Below are 17743 nucleotides of genomic sequence, written 5' to 3' on the forward strand. Positions count from 1 at the left end.
TAGCCGAAGCAGTAAATGTGCGGGGAGTAGCGGTCGATGTCGTCATTTTTCGTTTTCCTTTCAATGGTGGATCTACCAAGAATGTTTTGCACCAAGCAGCCGGCTAAGTGCTGTCGAGTGCGGTTGTTGCCCAACGTCAGACAGCGACGTGGATGAAATTGGCTGTTTCGGGCACAAGCATGGGCAACCCAGTTACCCACGTCCACATTGCGCAACCTATTTATTCCAGCTTCTGCGGGTCCTTCTCCAGAGTCGCATGGAGCCGCTCCAATACGCCGTCGAAGCCGTGGTTATAGACGAGTTGCTGAAGGAAATTGGTGAAAGGAGTGTCGCTACAGATGGCTTGCGAGCCGTCAGCCTCCTGCTTGTCGAGATACGCTACAGCTGCCTTGAATTGCTCTTTACGGAAAAGAAACAAAGGCGTGTCTATAGCTGTTTCCACCAATGTACGAGCATCACACTCACCGATCGATTTCAAGTGGGCGAATCTGGCAGCCAAACTCGCATTGTCGGAATCGGCGATCGCAGTTTCGATGGTTTTCATCAGGTTTTGCATGATTACTTCCTTTCAAGGTGTTTTTGGATTGCGCGAAGAAAGCCACGAATGTTCGTCATTCGTTCGACGCCGAGCTTTTTAGGAATCAGTGGTAGCAATGCCCAATACAACTCGTCCGGGTGGGCGTAGTAGTGGCAGACTTTGTCGAGGGCCGCCGCCGCTGCCTGTTCGCCGCTCATATGGGCCATGGACAGGTCCGGTATCTGGATCGGAGCGTTATCAGGAGGCGCCACCGTTATCGGCATAACGCCAGGGTCGGACACCTCCTGTTTTGTTGCGGCGTCGCAGGCGTCCATGGCGTCGGTTGCATCGCCTGCGGGAAGTTTGGTTTGAATTGTCATTTGCTCTCCCCTTGTTAATTAGCGTTTAGGCGCTTCGGGAAAGCTCGGCATGGTCGCGCAAGAATCTGCCGGGTCCGGCACAGGCTTGGCCTGGACACACAGGTCGATGACGTGTGGGGATTGCGCTATTATCTTTTGTGCGTCTGCCTGGCGCGATTTGGCGGCGCAACGCTCCAAGTAAGCATCCAGTTCATCCTCGAAAAATACCGTGGTGCGGGGACCAAGTTTGAACGGACGCGGAAAATCTGGCTCGGTGTTGATCTTGAGCCAGACCGTCGAAACACCGATGTCGAGTTTTTTGGCGCTGGCGCCAATGCGGAGCGTTTTCCGTGGTGGGGTGTGCTGAACCATGTTGCCCTCCTATGGGCTGTGTTAAACATGGTTCTTATCGTGTTGGGATATTTGGCAGGTGCAAGCGGGTTGTCGATATATCCCACTGGAGAATGTCAAACTGGACACTGCGGATGGAAAGATGGACGCCAACGATGATCCATTGATTGCATAACTTGCAGTAGTTCCGACTTAATCGGACAAGAAGTTTCAGAATACAAACTTCCGAGTTCGACCGAGGCTAATGGAATGGTCGCCCCTTCCCGAAACGGCATCAGAGTGCCACAGTGGAAAGCGCGACGATCCACTAACCGAGAGGGGCGACGAAATGCAGATTACAACAGTCGGGCTTGATCTGGCAAAGAATGTCATACAGGTACATGCAGTAAATCAGCATGGCAAGGCAGTGCTGAAAAAGTCATTGAAGCGCGATCAGGTATTGCCTCTCTTCGCTAACCTGACGCCATGCCTGATCGGCATTGAAGCGTGCAGCAGTGCCCATTATTGGGCCAGGAAACTACAGGCAGTGGGGCATACCGTCAGGCTAATGGCACCTCAATTCGTGAAACCGTACGTCAAGACGAATAAGAACGATGCTGCCGATGCCGAGGCGATCTGCGAAGCAGTAGGCAGGCCGAACATGCGCTTCGTACCGATCAAGAATGTGGAACAGCAGGCAGTGCTCTCTCTGCATCGCGCACGGCAGAGTTTCGTCAAGGCGCGTACGGCTCAGGCCAATCAAATCCGTGGGCTGTTGAGCGAATACGGCATCATCTTGCCTCAGGGAATAAGCCAGATCGTCCAACGCCTGCCTGCTATTCTGGATAATACCGAATTCGATTTGCCAGCCGTCTTTCGCCATTTGGTGCAGCGCCTGGTAGAGCATTTGAAGGAACTCGATCGCCAGGTGGGCGAACTGGAACTGCAAATCCAGATCTGGCATCGGGAGAACGACGTCAGCAGGAAATTGGCAAACATTCCTGGTATTGGCGCCATCACAGCAAGCGCAATGGTGGCCTCGATTGGCGATGCCCAGTTTTTTAAGAATGGTCGTCAGTTAGCTGCCTGGCTGGGGCTGGTGCCGCGACAGCATTCAAGTGGAGGCAAGCCAACTCTTCTGGGGATTAGCAAGCGTGGTGATCCGTATTTAAGGACGCTCCTGATTCAAGGCGCCCGAGCCGTTTTGCGAGTGGCAGAACGCAAAGCCAATTATGCTGGTAGCTGGCTGGCCAACTTGCTGGGACGACGAAACCAGAACGTCGCAGCCGTCGCGCTAGCCAATAAGAATGCACGCATTATTTGGGCGCTCCTGGCGCATGACCAAGATTACAAAGCGGGCTTGCACGCAGCGGGGATATCAAGTGACGACTCGTAATACCGAAGATACAACGTTATTAAATTACCATTCTTACCAAGTTTGAAGGAGCACTCCACCAATTGCACAGGCAATCATGACGTGATGGCGAGCTAGGTCAGACCGTGGCAGGTCAAACCTACTTTACACAAGGAGCGCAAAGCTCGAGAGGCTGTTTAGGAACCTGCCAGCATATTCCATCAGGGACAGAGGCGACGGCCTCAATCAAAGTCCGGATCTATGGCTGCAATCTTCACCTACTCACTTCATTGACTGATGGCTTGGCAAAACAGGGGCGACCATCTATGTGTAAAAACGTGAACGCTCCGCACGGCCCATGCTGCTTTACCTCACTGGCGCAGCAAAGTAACCTTTTCGCATGTGGTTAGATATGCTGGACCTTGCGTAAATTTGTGGGCCTTGTTTGTTTTTACACAGCCTGGACCCAAAGCTGCCATTCAAAAATCCGTTGCCATTGACCTAACTGCGATTGCTAGGCCCATTTTAAAGCCGCTTTTCACTTCGAAAACACCCATTTTGATTATGGGAACTTTCATGGCAGTTCAATCTAATGCACCGTTCGCTTACATGAACAGCATATTGCGCTATTCATTCATAGTTAAATATAAGCCGTCTCCGTTATGGCCATCTTCGAAGTGAATCCAATATCGCTTGTCAAGTTTCTCAATCCGGTAAAAAAACTGCTTTTCTGACACTCTTCTCGCCGCGAGCTCTTCCATAAGCCGCCACTGCCACGCTGCCATCTCGATATGCATGCGCATTAGTCGCGCGTCCCAAGCCACACGTCTCCCACCGCGAGAAATCTTGGGCAACCCAATACTTAGTAAGAACGCGCGCATGGCCATAAAATACTGCGCTGTGAGTCTGTGGACGGCTTCCACATTAGCGGGTATCGCATCCTCATTTACCGGATCCCAGAACTGGCCGACCACTCTATTATTGGGTTGCGCTTCATCGCGGCAGGCCAAGGACACCGCACACATGTACGCACCACCTGGCAGCGCATTGTGCGCCGGCGCGATCTGATTTTCGAATGCATCATTAATCAAGTCTCGATCGTTAATGCGAGTGTGTTGATTTATTTTCCTGTGTGTCCCTTTTGACTCAACGAAACACAACCCCACGCCAGTAGCGTTTGGAAGAGGGCTGAAACACAGAAAGTCCGGAGACAGTCCCGGTGCGAGTGCTGCCATGCCAGGTGAAAGTATCGGGAGCAGCGGCCCGTACAGACTGCGGTGAAATAGCCGTTGAACACCCCAAGCCTGTCTAGCCATGCACATTGCCACCGTCTGCCCGAGCACAAAACTCAAATGCACTTTTTCTGTTGTCTCTATTTCAGACTGGGCAGGAGAAACTACCGGACCTGCTGCCGCGCCATTCGGAAAACCATAAATGGATTGCAGTAGAGGCGCTCTACTTTGGGCGTAGGTGCAGATTGCATAGACCTGTGCTAAGTTCGCAAGCGGCAGCATTTGTACCGCTGCAATAGTGCCGTAACCCGCCGTGACTGCATCGAAAATCATATGAGCCTTCGGCACATTAATCTCACTGTAGACATTAACACCGAGGATGGACTGCAGCAGTCCAACAGCAGCCGGCAGTTGCACAAGATCGAACTGGCCAGCTCCTCCTGGCGGCGGGTTGTTGAGGTTGAGTACCGGATTGTTATACAAGAGTCGCCAGTTCGGCGGCGCTACGCTTGCTGCTAGCGCAGCGCCGGCTGGCCCCGGCGGTATAGGTGCTGGCTTTCCCGTTGCGCAACTCGCATGGAACATCGCAAATAACATGTATGGCCCTTTAAATTAATCGGTCGGAGTATCATTGCACTGCACCATTGGCCGCTTATTAGCACGTCATGACGGTAGGTCTGGTATTGGCCGACTGCCGCCTAAGTCGAAACGGAGAAGATCGACCCTAAGCGGAAGTTGTCCAAGTTGCCTTTTTGAACGCAAAAGCTGGAGAGGGAGTAACACCCCATCCAGGGGTGGCAAGTCCTAGATCGATAGGCCCGAGAAAGAGTGCGACATTCCAACCAGGTTGATGGACAGTGCTGCCGTATGCAACTCCATCCAAGGCTCCGTCTGAAAACTCATAGTCGCGCATGAATTCGGTGACAACTTGAGAGGGTAAGTAATCGATGTGAACTTCGTTGTTGCGTGCAACCGGCTTCATTATGTCGTTAGCGAAGTCATGCAAGAAACTCAAAGTGAGGGCCTGCTTGCGAGGTTCCTCTGCGAATATGCCCGGTACAGGCGGCAGGTGCCGCAGGTCCAAAATCCGTATTGGTCGAATCGAGCGCCAGAGCCCTACCTTTGCTTGCTTCGTTCGTGTCTCCTTCAGCGCTGTGGTTGCCGATGAGGCGAGATAAAGCATCGGAATGCCTGCTGGATTCATGCGATTGCTCTGTAGGGCGAGCTTGAGAGGAGGAGGGCCGAAATCCGACGCTACCACGCGCTGACCTTTAGGAAGGTCTGTGCGCGCGCGCCAAAGGCTCAAACCGGCAGGAAGCTCCACAATTAAACCGAGTGCTTCACTTGCTTGGGCAATCCTACTTAGCAGTGATGCTGGGGTGAATGAATCTTGGTCATCCCTGCCATTATGATGAAAAAAAATCTCCGCTCGTGCTTTACGGTCTGGCAAAAAGATTCCCAACTACTCCATAAGGCATCGTCAAGGTCAAGTGCGCCCACATCGAAGTCACACCACGGCTCACCCTCCATAGCGCCAACGATTGCCGAATACAGACTATCAATGCCAGCATGGTCTCGAGGCAATTCGAGCCCAACCTTGTTGAGCATGTCCCAAGAGTCCCAATGATGACCTAGGTAGCCTCCTTCAGCTGAGCAATACCCAAGCTGTTCAACTGCTCTGCCGTAGTACCGCCTAATGCACCGCTCAATGTGGGACGCCACTTTGTAGGCCTCCACTGTTGGGGAGTCAAACTTGCCGCAGAAGTCGCAACCGCGACGTCCATTGTGTTCTCGAATCCAAGCACGTAAATCTTGGTCGGAAAAGCAAGAGGAGCAGACGCGGTGTAAATTCATATGCAGAAAATTGCTGAATAGAGAGATATGCTGCCTCGGCTTTCAAAGTCCAGGCAGTTTTTCATTGTATATCGCAAAGCAACAATTTCAGCAGTTGTAGCAACGTTACCGTCCTCTCCTATTTGAGGAACTTGTGTCCAGAAATGAAAAGCCCGGTTGGTACCGGGCTTCTTTGTTAAGGTGAATATCTGCTTGTGGCCGGCTGTCGCCCTACCCGGAACGGGAAATATCGACCTAGAGCGAAAGTAGCCGCTCGCGTTCGGCGGCGGCGTCCCACTCAGTCTCGATCGAACGCGCCAGTGCGGTCGATCGCGTGACCCGATACCCAGATTTCCTGCGACGGGTGTTTGATCCGCAGCTGGTCAACAACAGGAGACGAAGCGCAGTACTCGATATTGACTAGGTAGCCATTCGACACATTTGCGCTGGTAGTGGCCGCTAACACTTCGGCTCCTTCCAGCTGCTCCTGCTCGTCAACCGACACGCCGAGTTCCATGGCGATCGCTTCAAGGTGGCCCAGTAATGGCGGGGTCTCGTCCTTATCCATGCCGTAATAGCCGTCGTCGAGAGTGGCGCCCACGACCTGAACCTTAGGCGGGCCGACGATGAGCCGCCTGCCAACGGCGGTCAGCGCTACCTGCACCGTCACATCTGCGGCATGGCCACTGTAGGGCCGATCAGTGTCGACTTCGCCCTCCACTTGCCCTTCATAGTCGATCAAGAAAACGTCGCCAATCTTGAGAGGCAACGGTGAAGCACCTGCGAATTCCAAATTTACTTCCCATGGACCCGTGGTATTGGTATCTGCCATCTGAGCCGCAACGTCATCGTCATCAATCACCTCCTCTTTGGCGGCCTCAATGAATTCATCCTCCAGATCGGCGTCTGTTACGTGGATGCGCGGTCCACCGCACTCATGTGAGGCCTCGGCCAGCGCTCGCACAAGGACGTCGGCGGCGATTGACACGCCCAAAGATGCGGCGCGTTCCCTTAGCTGGGCTACGTCGACGATCCAGTGCATCGAGGAAGTGAGATAGTCGGGCTCATCCGAAGCCTGAAGGACACCCGAGCTGGTATAGCCCATTGCAGCAACGACCAGTTGAAAGGCATGGCCCAGGACGATAGGCGAACCAGTATCGGCCAGGTGGACACGAAGAGCGTGAGTAAGGGAATTGATAGACGTCGACATGCATTTTCCAATTCATCACGTGCAGAGAACCCACGGTGCCTCCCCGCACGTGCGAAAACGCATGGTTGCGAGAAAAGGTAAAGCAAAGGTGTACGGTGCTGCGATCCTGTTGAGACGTGGACTCGGCCGGACCAGGGCTTGCGGCAAGTCTAGCAACAATCGGTGAGGATGCGCAAGAGTAATCGAGAAGGCCGAGCACGTAGAATTCCGACTTAAACGGAAACCTCACGGGGCAGTGCGACAGCAGCGTCTGCGTAGCTGTAACCAGTCGCGGACATCTGGCACGTGTTTGGCCGCTGCGCGCTGGCACCGCGCCCTGCGGGTTTTGGCTAGTCAGCGACTTCAAAACGCATCGAACAGCGCCGCTTTAATCGCTGCAATGTCGTCTTGCGCACAAATCTACCAAGCCAATTGCAGGCCGGCGCCAGTCACCGTACTTCCGAAGCTACGGTCTCGGCTTAGCCCGATAAACGACTGTTTCTGGCCGGCTACTGCCGAAGTCCAAGGACCAGGTCTGCCCCGTTGCGGCCGGTCGCTCTATCCGCTTAAACGACTGCTTCGCGCATCGGCCAGCCCCATAGTCGAGCCAGTTTTAGGCCCCCGCACAACCATAGCTACTAGCACCAGAGGCGCCATCGCTGCTTAAGGAACGTAGTATATCTTCGAGAGCAAGTCCTGAATGACGGGCAGCTTGAGCTCACTCTTGCGCTCCTGAAGGAACCGGAGGAACTCGTCGTCTTGCGGCTTGGGAAAATAGTGGGAAGGATGCAAATCGAATTTCCAGGCCTCGTGCCCTACCAGTTTCAACGCGACATAAATCCGTTGGGCAGCGTTGTTCGGCGCGCGACCCCAGCCCGTGGAAAAGAACATGGCTGATTGCGCAGCCGGTCGGCTGCACAAAAGGCGTGTCGGTGCCAATTTCGCATCTTCGAACAGTTCATGATCGACGAAGCCACCAAGGCCATAGATGATTGGCGCCGCAGTGGAAATCGCGCGCGTGGCCGAAGTGACTCCCTCGGCACTCGTCTTGAATGTGTGGAGAGCAAAAAACAAGGCCACGTCAATGTCATGCGTGACGTCCAAGCCTACGCTTGGAAGACCGTAGTGCTGTGCTGTTGCGAAGCCCCACATCCGATAGCGATAGGAATTTACGAAATTCAGTAACTCCCGCTGCATCCCCTGTTCTTTCGCCCGCTCGTGAACGTAGAGATCCAGCAAGGCGGACCATGCACCAAAGCTGTCCGGAAAATACAGATCAGTTCTCGCTGCGGAAGGAAGCAATGAGGGCTCATCGACGTCCTCCGCTCCATATAGCCGGAGCAGTTCATCCTTCGTACGTCCTTTTTTTTCCGTCGTGTAGTGATTGGACTGCCCGCGCCATACACCACTAAAGTTTGGGTCACCTGATTTCACGCTTGCCGCGATGGCACGAACTTCCTCAATGGAACGGACCTCAATGACAGGCACTCGGCGGAACGGTACTCTTAAGAATGATCCCTTGGCCAGCTCATCCAGGGGACCAACTGGCAGATCCTCCGTGCGCCCGTAGACGGCGGCGCCGTGGGCCGGAGTCCAGCTCCAGCAGTTGCCATGAAGTGGATCTTCGAATCCCGGCGTTCCTACGCTCTTGTTGACTTGTCCGATGTCGCAGGCAGGAGAGACCCGATCTGCAATCGGATTGACGTTATCTAGGTGGGCGAAGAGCTGGTCAACGGAGCGCATCAAGCATCCTCTGGCCGGCCTCAAATGCGGTTCCCAATACGGCCGGGGCCACTGGTGGGAGAGTTTGAACATTCACGGCCCGGTAAGCGAAGTCGAGGGTCGCCTGACCTGGCGACGCGAACCGTGTTCCAACTTCCAAACCAAGTGCATAGAAACACGCTGCTTCGATAAAGCTGGGCAGGCGTGCATCGGCATGGGGCCTATGAAAAATCGTGGGGCGCCCCCCCGTTTTCTTTTCAGCTTCGACAACCACGTCGCGCAAAGACTTGGCGTATTCGTACTTATCCAAATAAAGACCCATGAGGCAGTTCAGGGGCGCTCGGATAAGCTCAATCCCAGCAGGCTGATCCTGGATGAAGAAGACCCGCTTGTCGTGCCTTTCGGGAGCCCTGCCCACCCGAACGGTTGGCCTGAAACGCAGAGCTTGCAAGGCAGTTCCAGTCGCCTTCGTGATCTGTGGATCCAGGGCGCGACAAACGGCAACCTTCTGGGAAGGCACTACGTATCCATTCATCAGGTACCCAAGTAGGATTACGAAGATCTGCTCGAACGCAGGCTCTGCATGCTCAAGTGGCATCACCAGCAAGCTCTGTGGTTCGTCGCCCGGAACGGTTCGCGCCTCAAGAATGCGCGCCGCGACCATGACGTCAGCTACGGACGTCCAGGCGGAGAGCTCGCCCAATATCTCGGCGCCCCTTTCTTTTGGAAAAAGCTCGTCGCTCATCTCACCTTCCTCGCTTGTTCGCGGTTAATTGGGAATTCTGGTTCTGTGTGCCAAGTCTACTTATCGCCCTGACATAGATCAATCGTGAGACAACGATAGCAGCCGCAAGACGTTCGGCAGCTTTGGCCGAACCCGGACGATTAGGAAGTTTGAAATTCGATCACATATGACACTGACTGTCAGATGAAGTCTGAGTTACTGCACATCACTTGGCCAACTAGGGACGTGTCGCTTGCTGGCGCAATGCTGTTTCTTCGAGTTGCGCAATGCGCGCATACGCTTCTTGCAGCGCCTGGTGGCATTCCTCCTTTGTCGCGGGCAATACATAGCCGATCGCACGAACATTCTGTGCAGGCTGATGAGTATTTACACGTACCTGATTCAACGCCGGCAGATCGGCCAGGCTAAGCTTCCATTGTTCCTTGGTCCAGGTCCAGTTGATGAAGGCACCAAACACGAAGTGGCCGTCTACCAGTTTCAATTCTCCATTCTTCAGGGCGACGTCGATCCGCTGGTTCACCTTCTTACGAGTAAAGCTCGGATAGGGGTCATTTTCAGGCACCCGGGAAACCAGCAGTTCGACCGCGACTTCGCGACTGATAAAGTCATGTATCTGCGGCAGCGTCTCCTCCAGCCGGGCTACAATGGCTTCGGCTTGCTGACGTTGCAAAAGCTGTTTTTTATTAATAGGCATGCTTGCTCCCTGTAGAACCACATTTTTTGATGTTTCTATAAAGCGCGAACAAGGTTCGCAGCCTATCTAGCCCGCTGAGAAAAAGGCAGGACATTCTCGCCGGGATGAATAATCTGTTCAAGCCGTGCGCCGAGCAACTGCCAGGCTTCGCGCATTTCCTCGGCATAGTCGTGATGCAGGTAATGGCGTCGGACTTTGCTGCCGTGCAGTTTATGGTTCAGGCAAGCGTCGATGACATCGGGCGCGACCTTCAGTTTTTGCATCAGGGTCGCGCCGGTCCGGCGCAAGTCATGCGGCGTCCAGTCACCGTTCTTGCCTTCGGACAACACGAGTACGTTCGCTTGCCTGCTACGATGCTGCATCGGCTGACGTGCATCGCCGTGGCGATTCTTCTTGAATATAGTTTGGCGGTCACCGACCTGTTTGGAAATCGACTTTTCATCGACATGGTCATCCTTTCGCAACGCTGGGAAGCACCAGTCGGTATCGCCAGTCAGTTGGTGGAGCGCGCGGAATCGTTGGAGTGCGAAATCCGACAGGTACACGGTCAGCGCCGTTTGATGCTTCTTGCTGCCCTTCGTGTTTTCCGCCGGGATGAACCAGGTCGCCTGCTCCCAATCGACGTGTTCCCAGCGTGCCAACGACAATTCCCCGACCCGGCACAACGTTGACAACATGATCCACAGGCTCAGTTCCGTGGTACGCGCCAGCGGACGCAGTGCACTGCGCCGGTTGGGTGCCGCGCCATACTGTGTGCGCATCGCCTGGCAGATCGAATTCAGTTGGCGGATTTCAACCTCAGACAAACAGCGGTCCCTTTCATTACTCATATCGTAGTCAGCGCTAACGAGCTGTTCGATGTCAATCAAGTCGACCGGATTCTGCTCTATTAACAGCCGCCGCCACGGCTGACGTTGCTGCGCCCATGCAAACATCTGCACTAGGTTCTTGTATGTCATGACCGCTAGGCGGTTCACGTTGCGACCAACCATGGCGCGCAACAGCCTGCGCAGATCATCCTCGGTGAGGGACTTGATGGCGATCTGGCCGATCACTGGCAGCACATCCTTGCCGAACGAGCGTTTTAACTCCGCATTACCATCTTTGCGGCGCACGCCATCAACGATCCATTTGTCGAACAGGTCCTGGACGCTCAGGTTATCAATCCGCTGCTGCGTAGAACGTTCTAATTCGGCGCGCTGCTGGGCAGCGAGACGGTCAGTTTCCGCCTGACGGGCCTGCTCCTGTTGAATCTGAACGTCGATACCCTGCCGCGCCAATGCCCGGATTTCCTGCGCCTTGAGGCGCGCATCCTGCAATGACAAATGGCCAGCATCCGTCTTCGCACCCCAGGGGCGCGGCAGCCGAACTTCGCGCTGCTTGCGGTCGACTACATATTGCACAATCCAGCTTTTCACACCGTTGACGGCGACGCGTACTTGCAGGCCAGTGTCCACGTTTTTCTTGAACGGCTTGTCCCGTGCCTTAATTGCCTCGACTTGCATCGCTGTCAGTTTCGCCATCGTCGTCCTCCGTGCCTTAACCGTGCCTTAAAAAATAGTAGATGCCAGTGTACGAGGCCGACCGCCATTAGACAATCAATTTTCGCCATTTTGTTTATTTAAGTTTTTGTTTTTTATAGAACTTGTTGAGCAATCGGAGGAGCTTGGACGGTATTGGACGTCGTTGCATGATGCGTGCAAAGAGTGATCCCGAGCGAAATAACTACATGGGGTGCAAGGGGTAGGAGGTTCGAATCCTCTCGCCCCGACCAATAGAATCAAAGAGTTACAGCGAAATCTGTATAGAAACGCAGCACTGTATATTAGACATTTTCTAATATCGTGCTGCGTTTTGTTATGTCGGCATTTGTAGCTTTACCGTTAAGGCTCACCTAGCACTTGTCATCTAACAACCACGGCATCATATAAATTCATCTAGTATTGAACGAATTCCATGGCTGCTCCAGCACCTCCGCCACAACTCGCCACCATGGTAAATTATTGGCCGGAGCTGCCGAAATTTGGGGTTGAACCGTCCAAGACGAGCGGCTCGTCGGTGAGGGCCGGATATACAGGCTTAGTGTTTTGCAGGAGAGAATTGCTGAAGACCGCATCTATTTGGCAACGCCTGATTGTATTAAGGACACAGCTAGGCTGAAGTGGGGACCGAAGACCTTATATAAAGTTTTTCAAGATTTAACCGATAAGCACTATAGAGAATCTGTTTGGTGCAACACTGGCTCTGGATTGACCGGGAAAGGCATGTGGATCCCCTGCGATGATTTCGTGATCTTTGACTATGTTGATGATCAGTCGCCACTACCGTGGCCTCAGATCTATTTGAAGTTTGGGTTACTTAAGTCGGGCCAGACAATGGCAATGGTTTCTTGCCATAACTGAGGGAAAAAATGGAAATAGGACTGTGTCCGGTATGTGAAGAGGGCGTTTTGAAGGAAGTATCTCAACTTAACAAGCTCTCGTTCCATGGAAGTGAAATTGAATACGTTTCTCTGCACTCCGAATGCTCGGTTTGCGGCAGCGTGTTAGCAAACGCAAGACAGGTTGAGCAAAATCGGCTCGCCGTAATTGCGGCAGAAAATAAATTTCTAGCTGCAGTAAATGTTCCGTTTGCATTTCAACTTTGCGAAAAACCAGAGGGGCAAAATCCAACTCCATGCACGGTAATTAACAGGAGTGATTTGACTGTATGGATTCATGAAGTGGTAGCCACGCATTTTTCTGCTCGACAGTGGCAACATCTGTGGTCTCGCCCCTATATTCCCGTACCACCGGCGTTAGTTAATCAAAGCCTGTTTCTCTCTAAACATGCGTGGCGGCAGGTACTTTAGGGCGCTATGCGGGTGCTTCGTATTGTAGTGCTCAAACCAGTCCACCAATTGTTGCATCACAGTTTTGGCATCCGGACGCAATGCCAGCTTGGCGTAATCGCGCTTGATGGTTTTGACCAGACTCTCGGCCATCCCGTTGCTCTGCGGGCTGGAAACCGGCGTGGTCACCGGCTTGAGACCAAGTGCACGCGCAAATGATCGTGTCTCAGCAGCGGTATAGCAACTGCCATTGTCGGTCAGCCATTCAATCTCCGATGGCGCCGTGCTGTTTGGACCAAATCGTGACTCGATCGCTTGCATCATCAAGTCGCCCACCAGCCCGGCGTCAATGCCTTTTGTTGTCGCCACCCAGCTCATGACTTCCCGATCGCAGCAGTCCAGCGCAAAGGCTACCCGTACCCGTTCGCCATTGTCGCAAGCCACTTCAAAGCCATCCGAGCACCAGCGGGTATTGCTGCTGTCGACGGCTACCTTGCCATCGTGTCTGCGGGTAGAGACCGGTCGCTGACCATGACGATAGAGCAGCAGGCCATGGTCCCGCATGACCCGATAGACGCGTTTGTGGTTAGGAGACTGTCCGTTCGGCCTGGGATGCTGATGTCGCAATACGCCCCAGACCCGTCGATAGCCATAGGTGCCGAGGCCGTGAATGACGTGCCGAACGTCTTCCAGCAGTAACGTGTCATCCATCCGGCTGCGTGCCGTGCGGCGGTCAGTCCAGTCGTCAGAACGGTTGAGCAGTGCCACGAGATGACTGCGCGCCACGCCAAGGGTCGAACACACCAGTCTCATTGGTCGTCCCCGGGCAACAGCGGCGAGCGCGCAATCCACTTTTTTGCTTTGGCAAGGTCCACCGCTTCCTTGAGGATGTCATTCTCCAGGGTCTTGCGTCCCAATGCCGCTTCCAGTTGCTTGATGCGCTTCATTGCATCCTGCAGTTCAGACGCTGGCACGACGGGCTCATTGGCACGCACGGCAACCAGCGATCCTTCTGTATAGGCCTTGCGCCACTGGAACAGCTGGCTGGCGGTGATACCCGCTTCCCGAGCCACCAGGGACACCGACATCCCCGGTTCCATACTGCGCTTGACCCATTCCAGCTTCTGTTCCGGGGTCCAGCGTCTGCGCCGCTGGACCCCGGTAATGACTTCCACTTGCTGATTTCTTCCCGAAGGCATAGGCATATCCATAGCAGTATTCCTAATCGTTAGTTTAAGGAATACCGACGGTCCGGAGAATCACGGGGCTACTTCAATCTGTTACATCCGTTGCCAGTAGCTGCCAAGGCGGTTGCTGGGCGTGAGAAGGACGTAGTGACTCTGGACACTATTGTCGTTGCATACTCTGCTGAAAGTTGCGTTAACGTTGAACTGCATGGTGCTACGAATCCGACAGTTACAGCTTCGTTTTGCTCAATGCAAAACGAACGGAGAAAAACCGAGCGTTATTACCGGACCCGCTAATGAAGACTAAATTCCTGATAGCAGATGAATTTCGGCTCGAAGCGAGCGGAAGACATATTGGCATTGGTCTTTGGCCAGATGATGTCTTAGTTATACAAAATGGTGCGCGCTCAGCTGAGGCAGGATCTGACCAGAATTATGCTATCGAAAGACTTGGATTCTTGATAGTTGTAAGCGGGTTAGAGGAAGGCACTCACAAATTCCGAGGCACCATCTTTAACCCAAGCGGGATAGCTCATAGCCCTGACATTGATCTTGGAGATCTAGAGGTCGCACGTGGGCAAAGTGCTTCAGTCGTGTTATCTGCAAAGCCTTTTGTAGTTACTGAATTCGGTTTGTATCGTTTTGACTTACAAGTCGACAGCTTACTAATATCCAATACGTTTGAAGTACGACTTAAAGGTCAAATTCAAAAGAACGAAGCTGCGGCAGAATAGAAATCTCGGCAGCTCTCGGTAAGGGCGATGAGGAACAGCTAGACTTTTCCATGCACGCCCTCCCCATCCTCAAACAAGCCTGCCTGGAAGCCCTCGAGACTGACGGCGAGCCAGGAGACCCCGGCCGATTCTTTTCCATCGTAGACCTTGGCTCTGTGCTCAAGCTGGTCCAGATCGCCGAGACCCGAATCACCGATGAAGAGGTGCAGGCGCTCCACCAGGTGATCGGCCAGCTGAGCGACTACACCCACAGGACATCGTCGACGTCTGAGGCGATCGAGTTGGTGCAGCGTGCTAAGGCAATAGTTGCAGTCACAACTTGTTAGGCCGGCTCCGCCCATCGACGTTGGGCAGAGCAAGAAACCTAGGCCAAGCTCCAAGAGTGCAGTCTTACCGGTTATTCATGAAGCGTTGGGCGAAACCTGGGTTTTTAAAGGTAATCGTTCCTTTGGCTTCCATATTGCCAAATCCTAGAAACGAGGGCTGCGTTCGCAGGATCGACTCATAACCGCCAAGGGTGCCTCGGCCTGAAGCGCCAGCGAAGTAGCCAGTACCACCCGAGAGCACGAAGACACTCCTGCCCGGATCTAACATCAATGTAGTTTCGTTCGTGGAATAGAAGCCACCGTAGTAATTAGCATACAACTGGTGCCCAGTAGGGGTTGTAAGCATGAAAGCGCCATAGCTGAACTGAAAAGCGGGATTCGGGCAGTCCGAACTGGCGAAAATGACCGGGAGAGTGACAATTTTTGGGCCTGGACCAGTGGCAACATTCATGATGCCTGAACCAGCTACCATTCCAATTCCCATTGCACCACTATCCGCTGGGCAACGGTCTGGGTCGCTATGAGTCGGTGCTATGGTTTCAGTGATGGTCAAATAAAGCTGCATCGGCATCTCCGGCGACGACTGCGCGGCAACAACTGGCGATACAGCGCAACCGATGGAAACTAGCAATGGACCAATACATTGGTGAATCTTCGAGAATTTATTCATGCAAACTTTTAACGATTAGATAAAGCCGCAAATTATAAATGGAATGCTTCCAGTTGAACGTCTCTTTTGCCATTAATGCCGACAAAAGCAACAAGATTAGTTTATAACAATTCTTCATAGAAATTTACTATAAATAAACTTTCCGGAGCACTACATTGAATATGATTAATTTAAAATGCAAGCGCATTCCAAAAAGAAAAATATTTGGCTAACCGACGAATAGGAATGAAGATGCAGCTAATTCATTCAAGGGAATTCTCAATTATTTTTTCATAGCTTATTTGGTTAAATAACTTTCCACAATCAAGCTTTCTCCCTTGGCGGATATTTTTTATCCGAAAAATCTTATCCCCTTACCGTCTACAGATTTAGTGTATGACCATGGCAGGTTTAATGCCCTATTACCCCAAAATCCATCCTAGGGCTGATCTAGGTCGTTGAGACCAACATCACAGACGAAGAGGTGCTGGCTCGGAGGTGCCGTCGCACCAAATCGGCCTATTCCTGGAAAAGAGAGTGTTTCATTCACTCAGATTGCCGAGGACCGGGCGTATCCGGCAAAAGCATGAGATTTATTACTTCGCCTTGGCTTCATCGCCATGGATTCGATGATTGTCACCTGCATAGGCAAGTCGCTTGATGACTCCGTCAGTTTCCACCGCCGGCCTTACCATCTGGGCTGCAAACTTGAAGCCTTCCGTGAAATGAAAAGGAAGCGGCAGGAAGCGGTAACTAAAAATGTGAGCGCCAACCCGACAGCGCGCTACGCTGCCATTTTTGCCCTTACTTCCTCGCATACACCACCAGCTCCCGTTCATCCTTGCGCACATCCCCGCGCAAGGGCACACGCCCAACGACGGCAAACATGCCGCCATTGTCCAGCAGGCGCTGGAACTGCTGCATGCTGGGCTGGTCCGCCAGATAGCCTGTCTGCGCCACGACTACTGCAACCTTCTGGTCGTTGAGGATTTTCAGGATCGCGTCCTGGCTCAGTTCGCGGTCGCGGATGCCGAGCTGGCGCATGATGTTGATCTCGACGAACAGCTTGTCCGCGCGGCGCGTGCCGATGTCGCGGCGCTTGCCGTCGGCGCGCATGTTGAAGATGAAGCTGCCGTCGCGATGCGCCGAGATCAGCACGTTCGCGCCTGGCGGTGTATAGGCTTGCGCCAGGCTGCTGCCTCGCGGTAGCCCTGCGCCACCGGCACCTGGAACAGCACCGCCTGACACACCGTCCAGACGGCCAGCATCAGCAACAGCAGGCATGCCAGCAAGGCCTGCACGCGCGCCAGGCCGTAAGCGGCGAGCATGAAGGTGAACGGAATGCTGGGCAGGTTGAAGCGCGGCTCCTTGTTCGACACGATAGTGAAGAAGACCTATGACGATAGGGCGAATGCGGCGACGACCCGTGCCGCTGGCGGCATGCCCGGGCGCAGCGTGGCCACGGTGGCCAGCAGTCCGGCGATGATGAACCAGATGGTGTGCCAGCCGATCTGCTGCGGCAGCGCACGGGCATACCAGGTCCAGTTATTCCATGACCACAGGGGCGGCATGTCGGGCATCGCGCCGGCCAGGTTGCCGGACACCGTGCTGAAGTAGAAGACGCTGCCGACCGATGGCAGCGCAAGCACCAGGAAAAGCAGTGCGGCGGTGAACCATGTCCGCAGCGGCGGACGCTGGGGCGTGCGATGAAACAGTGCAAACAGGCCAACCACTGGCACCGCATAGCCGGTCTGCACCCGGGTCAGCATCGCCAGGCCCATGAAGGCCGCGGTGATCAGCAGCCAGCGGCCGCTGCCGGTGTGCAGGTAGTGGATCAGCGCCCATGCGGTACAGAGCAGCAGCGCCAGCCCCGGCACATCGAGCTGCACCTGGCGCGCCCAGAGGGCCATTTCCGGCAAGGCCAGGACGGCCAGCGCCACCAGCAGCGCGCTTCACCTGTCCATCATGCGCTGGCAGATCAGATAGATCATCACGCCGGCAAGCAGGGCATGCAGCGCCACCACGGACTGCGAGACCGCATG

The 17743-nt window shown here is 53.9% G+C and carries 20 protein-coding genes; 4 read left to right on the top strand and 16 right to left on the bottom strand.

Translation table 11 applies throughout. From position 1 onward, the window contains the following. Positions 1 to 220: 220 nt before the first annotated feature. Genes ABC383_RS07215 through ABC383_RS07225 form a run of 3 tightly spaced genes read right to left on the bottom strand, consistent with a single transcriptional unit; the run spans position 221 to position 1248 of the window. Positions 221 to 556, bottom strand: coding sequence for a hypothetical protein (locus ABC383_RS07215; protein ID WP_413012693.1), 336 nt, complete (start codon positions 554 to 556; stop codon positions 221 to 223). A 2-nt stretch (positions 557 to 558) separates the two neighbouring features. Continuing rightward, positions 559 to 897: a hypothetical protein gene (locus ABC383_RS07220; protein WP_413012695.1), complete on the bottom strand. Its 339-nt coding sequence runs from the start codon at positions 895 to 897 to the stop codon at positions 559 to 561. Positions 898 to 915: 18 nt separating this feature from the next. Further along, on the bottom strand, positions 916 to 1248 hold the full coding sequence (locus ABC383_RS07225) for a helix-turn-helix transcriptional regulator (RefSeq protein ID WP_413012697.1): 333 nt from the start codon (positions 1246 to 1248) through the stop codon (positions 916 to 918). 307 nt (positions 1249 to 1555) lie between these two features. Between ABC383_RS07225 and ABC383_RS07230 the strand changes: the two genes are divergently transcribed. Continuing rightward, the gene (locus tag ABC383_RS07230) at positions 1556 to 2602 is read left to right on the top strand and encodes an IS110 family RNA-guided transposase (RefSeq protein WP_413012698.1); all 1047 of its coding nucleotides are present in this window, start codon (positions 1556 to 1558) and stop codon (positions 2600 to 2602) included. Between the two features lie 584 nt (positions 2603 to 3186). On the opposite strand, the gene ABC383_RS07235 is transcribed toward ABC383_RS07230, so the two are convergent. From ABC383_RS07235 to ABC383_RS07270, 8 genes are all read right to left on the bottom strand, one after another. Then, a complete protein-coding gene (locus ABC383_RS07235; protein ID WP_413012700.1) occupies positions 3187 to 4275 on the bottom strand; it encodes a VOC family protein in 1089 nt (362 codons plus the stop codon). A 241-nt stretch (positions 4276 to 4516) separates the two neighbouring features. Then, positions 4517 to 5242 carry an RES family NAD+ phosphorylase gene (locus ABC383_RS07240; RefSeq protein WP_413012701.1) on the bottom strand — a complete coding sequence of 242 codons (726 nt, stop codon included), beginning with the start codon at positions 5240 to 5242 and terminating at the stop codon, positions 4517 to 4519. Beyond that, the gene (locus tag ABC383_RS07245; protein WP_413012703.1) at positions 5155 to 5646 is read right to left on the bottom strand and encodes a HEPN-associated N-terminal domain-containing protein; all 492 of its coding nucleotides are present in this window, start codon (positions 5644 to 5646) and stop codon (positions 5155 to 5157) included. The genes ABC383_RS07240 and ABC383_RS07245 overlap by 88 nt, the downstream gene beginning before the upstream one ends. 277 nt (positions 5647 to 5923) lie before the next feature. Further along, entirely contained in the window at positions 5924 to 6835 is a 912-nt protein-coding gene (locus tag ABC383_RS07250; RefSeq protein WP_413012705.1) for a hypothetical protein, read from the bottom strand. 642 nt (positions 6836 to 7477) lie between these two features. Continuing rightward, entirely contained in the window at positions 7478 to 8557 is a 1080-nt protein-coding gene (locus ABC383_RS07255) for an FRG domain-containing protein (RefSeq protein ID WP_413012707.1), read from the bottom strand. Beyond that, on the bottom strand, positions 8544 to 9281 hold the full coding sequence (locus ABC383_RS07260; RefSeq protein WP_413012709.1) for a hypothetical protein: 738 nt from the start codon (positions 9279 to 9281) through the stop codon (positions 8544 to 8546). The genes ABC383_RS07255 and ABC383_RS07260 overlap by 14 nt, the downstream gene beginning before the upstream one ends. 217 nt (positions 9282 to 9498) lie before the next feature. Continuing rightward, a complete protein-coding gene (locus ABC383_RS07265; protein ID WP_413012711.1) occupies positions 9499 to 9975 on the bottom strand; it encodes a hypothetical protein in 477 nt (158 codons plus the stop codon). Between the two features lie 62 nt (positions 9976 to 10037). Next, on the bottom strand, positions 10038 to 11498 hold the full coding sequence (locus ABC383_RS07270) for a tyrosine-type recombinase/integrase (protein ID WP_413012713.1): 1461 nt from the start codon (positions 11496 to 11498) through the stop codon (positions 10038 to 10040). Between the two features lie 887 nt (positions 11499 to 12385). Here ABC383_RS07270 and ABC383_RS07275 point away from each other — a divergent pair. Further along, positions 12386 to 12826 carry a hypothetical protein gene (locus ABC383_RS07275; protein ID WP_413012715.1) on the top strand — a complete coding sequence of 147 codons (441 nt, stop codon included), beginning with the start codon at positions 12386 to 12388 and terminating at the stop codon, positions 12824 to 12826. Here the strand turns inward: ABC383_RS07275 and ABC383_RS07280 are convergent. After that, positions 12773 to 14016, bottom strand: a protein-coding gene (locus ABC383_RS07280) for an IS3 family transposase (RefSeq protein ID WP_413011525.1) whose coding sequence is annotated in 2 segments (ribosomal slippage) — positions 12773 to 13671 and positions 13671 to 14016 — 1245 coding nt in all. Because the reading frame shifts where the segments join, the coding sequence is not laid out codon by codon here. The genes ABC383_RS07275 and ABC383_RS07280 overlap by 54 nt on opposite strands. A gap of 272 nt (positions 14017 to 14288) precedes the next feature. Between ABC383_RS07280 and ABC383_RS07285 the strand changes: the two genes are divergently transcribed. Beyond that, positions 14289 to 14726 (top strand): hypothetical protein, encoded by a 438-nt coding sequence (locus tag ABC383_RS07285; RefSeq protein ID WP_413012717.1) that lies wholly within the window; start codon positions 14289 to 14291, stop codon positions 14724 to 14726. A 50-nt stretch (positions 14727 to 14776) separates the two neighbouring features. Further along, the gene (locus ABC383_RS07290; RefSeq protein WP_413012718.1) at positions 14777 to 15052 is read left to right on the top strand and encodes a hypothetical protein; all 276 of its coding nucleotides are present in this window, start codon (positions 14777 to 14779) and stop codon (positions 15050 to 15052) included. A 64-nt stretch (positions 15053 to 15116) separates the two neighbouring features. Here ABC383_RS07290 and ABC383_RS07295 read toward each other — a convergent pair whose 3' ends face one another. The 4 genes from ABC383_RS07295 to ABC383_RS07310 all read right to left on the bottom strand — a co-directional run bounded on the left by ABC383_RS07295 (position 15117) and on the right by ABC383_RS07310 (position 17641). Next, entirely contained in the window at positions 15117 to 15722 is a 606-nt protein-coding gene (locus tag ABC383_RS07295; RefSeq protein ID WP_413012720.1) for a hypothetical protein, read from the bottom strand. Positions 15723 to 16505: 783 nt separating this feature from the next. Further along, positions 16506 to 16859, bottom strand: a complete 354-nt coding sequence (locus ABC383_RS07300; protein ID WP_413012722.1) for a hypothetical protein — start codon at positions 16857 to 16859, stop codon at positions 16506 to 16508. Further along, positions 16853 to 17080 carry a hypothetical protein gene (locus ABC383_RS07305; protein ID WP_413012724.1) on the bottom strand — a complete coding sequence of 76 codons (228 nt, stop codon included), beginning with the start codon at positions 17078 to 17080 and terminating at the stop codon, positions 16853 to 16855. The genes ABC383_RS07300 and ABC383_RS07305 overlap by 7 nt, the downstream gene beginning before the upstream one ends. 15 nt (positions 17081 to 17095) lie before the next feature. Beyond that, positions 17096 to 17641, bottom strand: a complete 546-nt coding sequence (locus ABC383_RS07310) for a glycosyltransferase family 39 protein (protein WP_413012726.1) — start codon at positions 17639 to 17641, stop codon at positions 17096 to 17098. Between the last annotated feature and the right edge of the window lie 102 nt (positions 17642 to 17743).

The sequence above is a fragment of the Noviherbaspirillum phoenicis genome, assembly GCF_047237965.1.
Lineage (GTDB): Bacteria > Pseudomonadota > Gammaproteobacteria > Burkholderiales > Burkholderiaceae_D > Noviherbaspirillum_A.

What these genes read in the sequence shown, in the direction of transcription:
- ABC383_RS07215 (WP_413012693.1), bottom strand. Translation starts at nt 556, where the DNA reads ATGCAAAACCTGATGAAAACCATCGAAACTGCGATCGCCGATTCCGAC.
- ABC383_RS07220 (WP_413012695.1), bottom strand. Translation starts at nt 897, where the DNA reads ATGACAATTCAAACCAAACTTCCCGCAGGCGATGCAACCGACGCCATG.
- ABC383_RS07225 (WP_413012697.1), bottom strand. Translation starts at nt 1,248, where the DNA reads ATGGTTCAGCACACCCCACCACGGAAAACGCTCCGCATTGGCGCCAGC.
- ABC383_RS07230 (WP_413012698.1), top strand. Translation starts at nt 1,556, where the DNA reads ATGCAGATTACAACAGTCGGGCTTGATCTGGCAAAGAATGTCATACAG.
- ABC383_RS07245 (WP_413012703.1), bottom strand. Translation starts at nt 5,646, where the DNA reads ATGAATTTACACCGCGTCTGCTCCTCTTGCTTTTCCGACCAAGATTTA.
- ABC383_RS07250 (WP_413012705.1), bottom strand. Translation starts at nt 6,835, where the DNA reads ATGTCGACGTCTATCAATTCCCTTACTCACGCTCTTCGTGTCCACCTG.
- ABC383_RS07255 (WP_413012707.1), bottom strand. Translation starts at nt 8,557, where the DNA reads ATGCGCTCCGTTGACCAGCTCTTCGCCCACCTAGATAACGTCAATCCG.
- ABC383_RS07260 (WP_413012709.1), bottom strand. Translation starts at nt 9,281, where the DNA reads ATGAGCGACGAGCTTTTTCCAAAAGAAAGGGGCGCCGAGATATTGGGC.
- ABC383_RS07265 (WP_413012711.1), bottom strand. Translation starts at nt 9,975, where the DNA reads ATGCCTATTAATAAAAAACAGCTTTTGCAACGTCAGCAAGCCGAAGCC.
- ABC383_RS07270 (WP_413012713.1), bottom strand. Translation starts at nt 11,498, where the DNA reads ATGGCGAAACTGACAGCGATGCAAGTCGAGGCAATTAAGGCACGGGAC.
- ABC383_RS07275 (WP_413012715.1), top strand. Translation starts at nt 12,386, where the DNA reads ATGGAAATAGGACTGTGTCCGGTATGTGAAGAGGGCGTTTTGAAGGAA.
- ABC383_RS07285 (WP_413012717.1), top strand. Translation starts at nt 14,289, where the DNA reads ATGAAGACTAAATTCCTGATAGCAGATGAATTTCGGCTCGAAGCGAGC.
- ABC383_RS07290 (WP_413012718.1), top strand. Translation starts at nt 14,777, where the DNA reads ATGCACGCCCTCCCCATCCTCAAACAAGCCTGCCTGGAAGCCCTCGAG.
- ABC383_RS07295 (WP_413012720.1), bottom strand. Translation starts at nt 15,722, where the DNA reads ATGAATAAATTCTCGAAGATTCACCAATGTATTGGTCCATTGCTAGTT.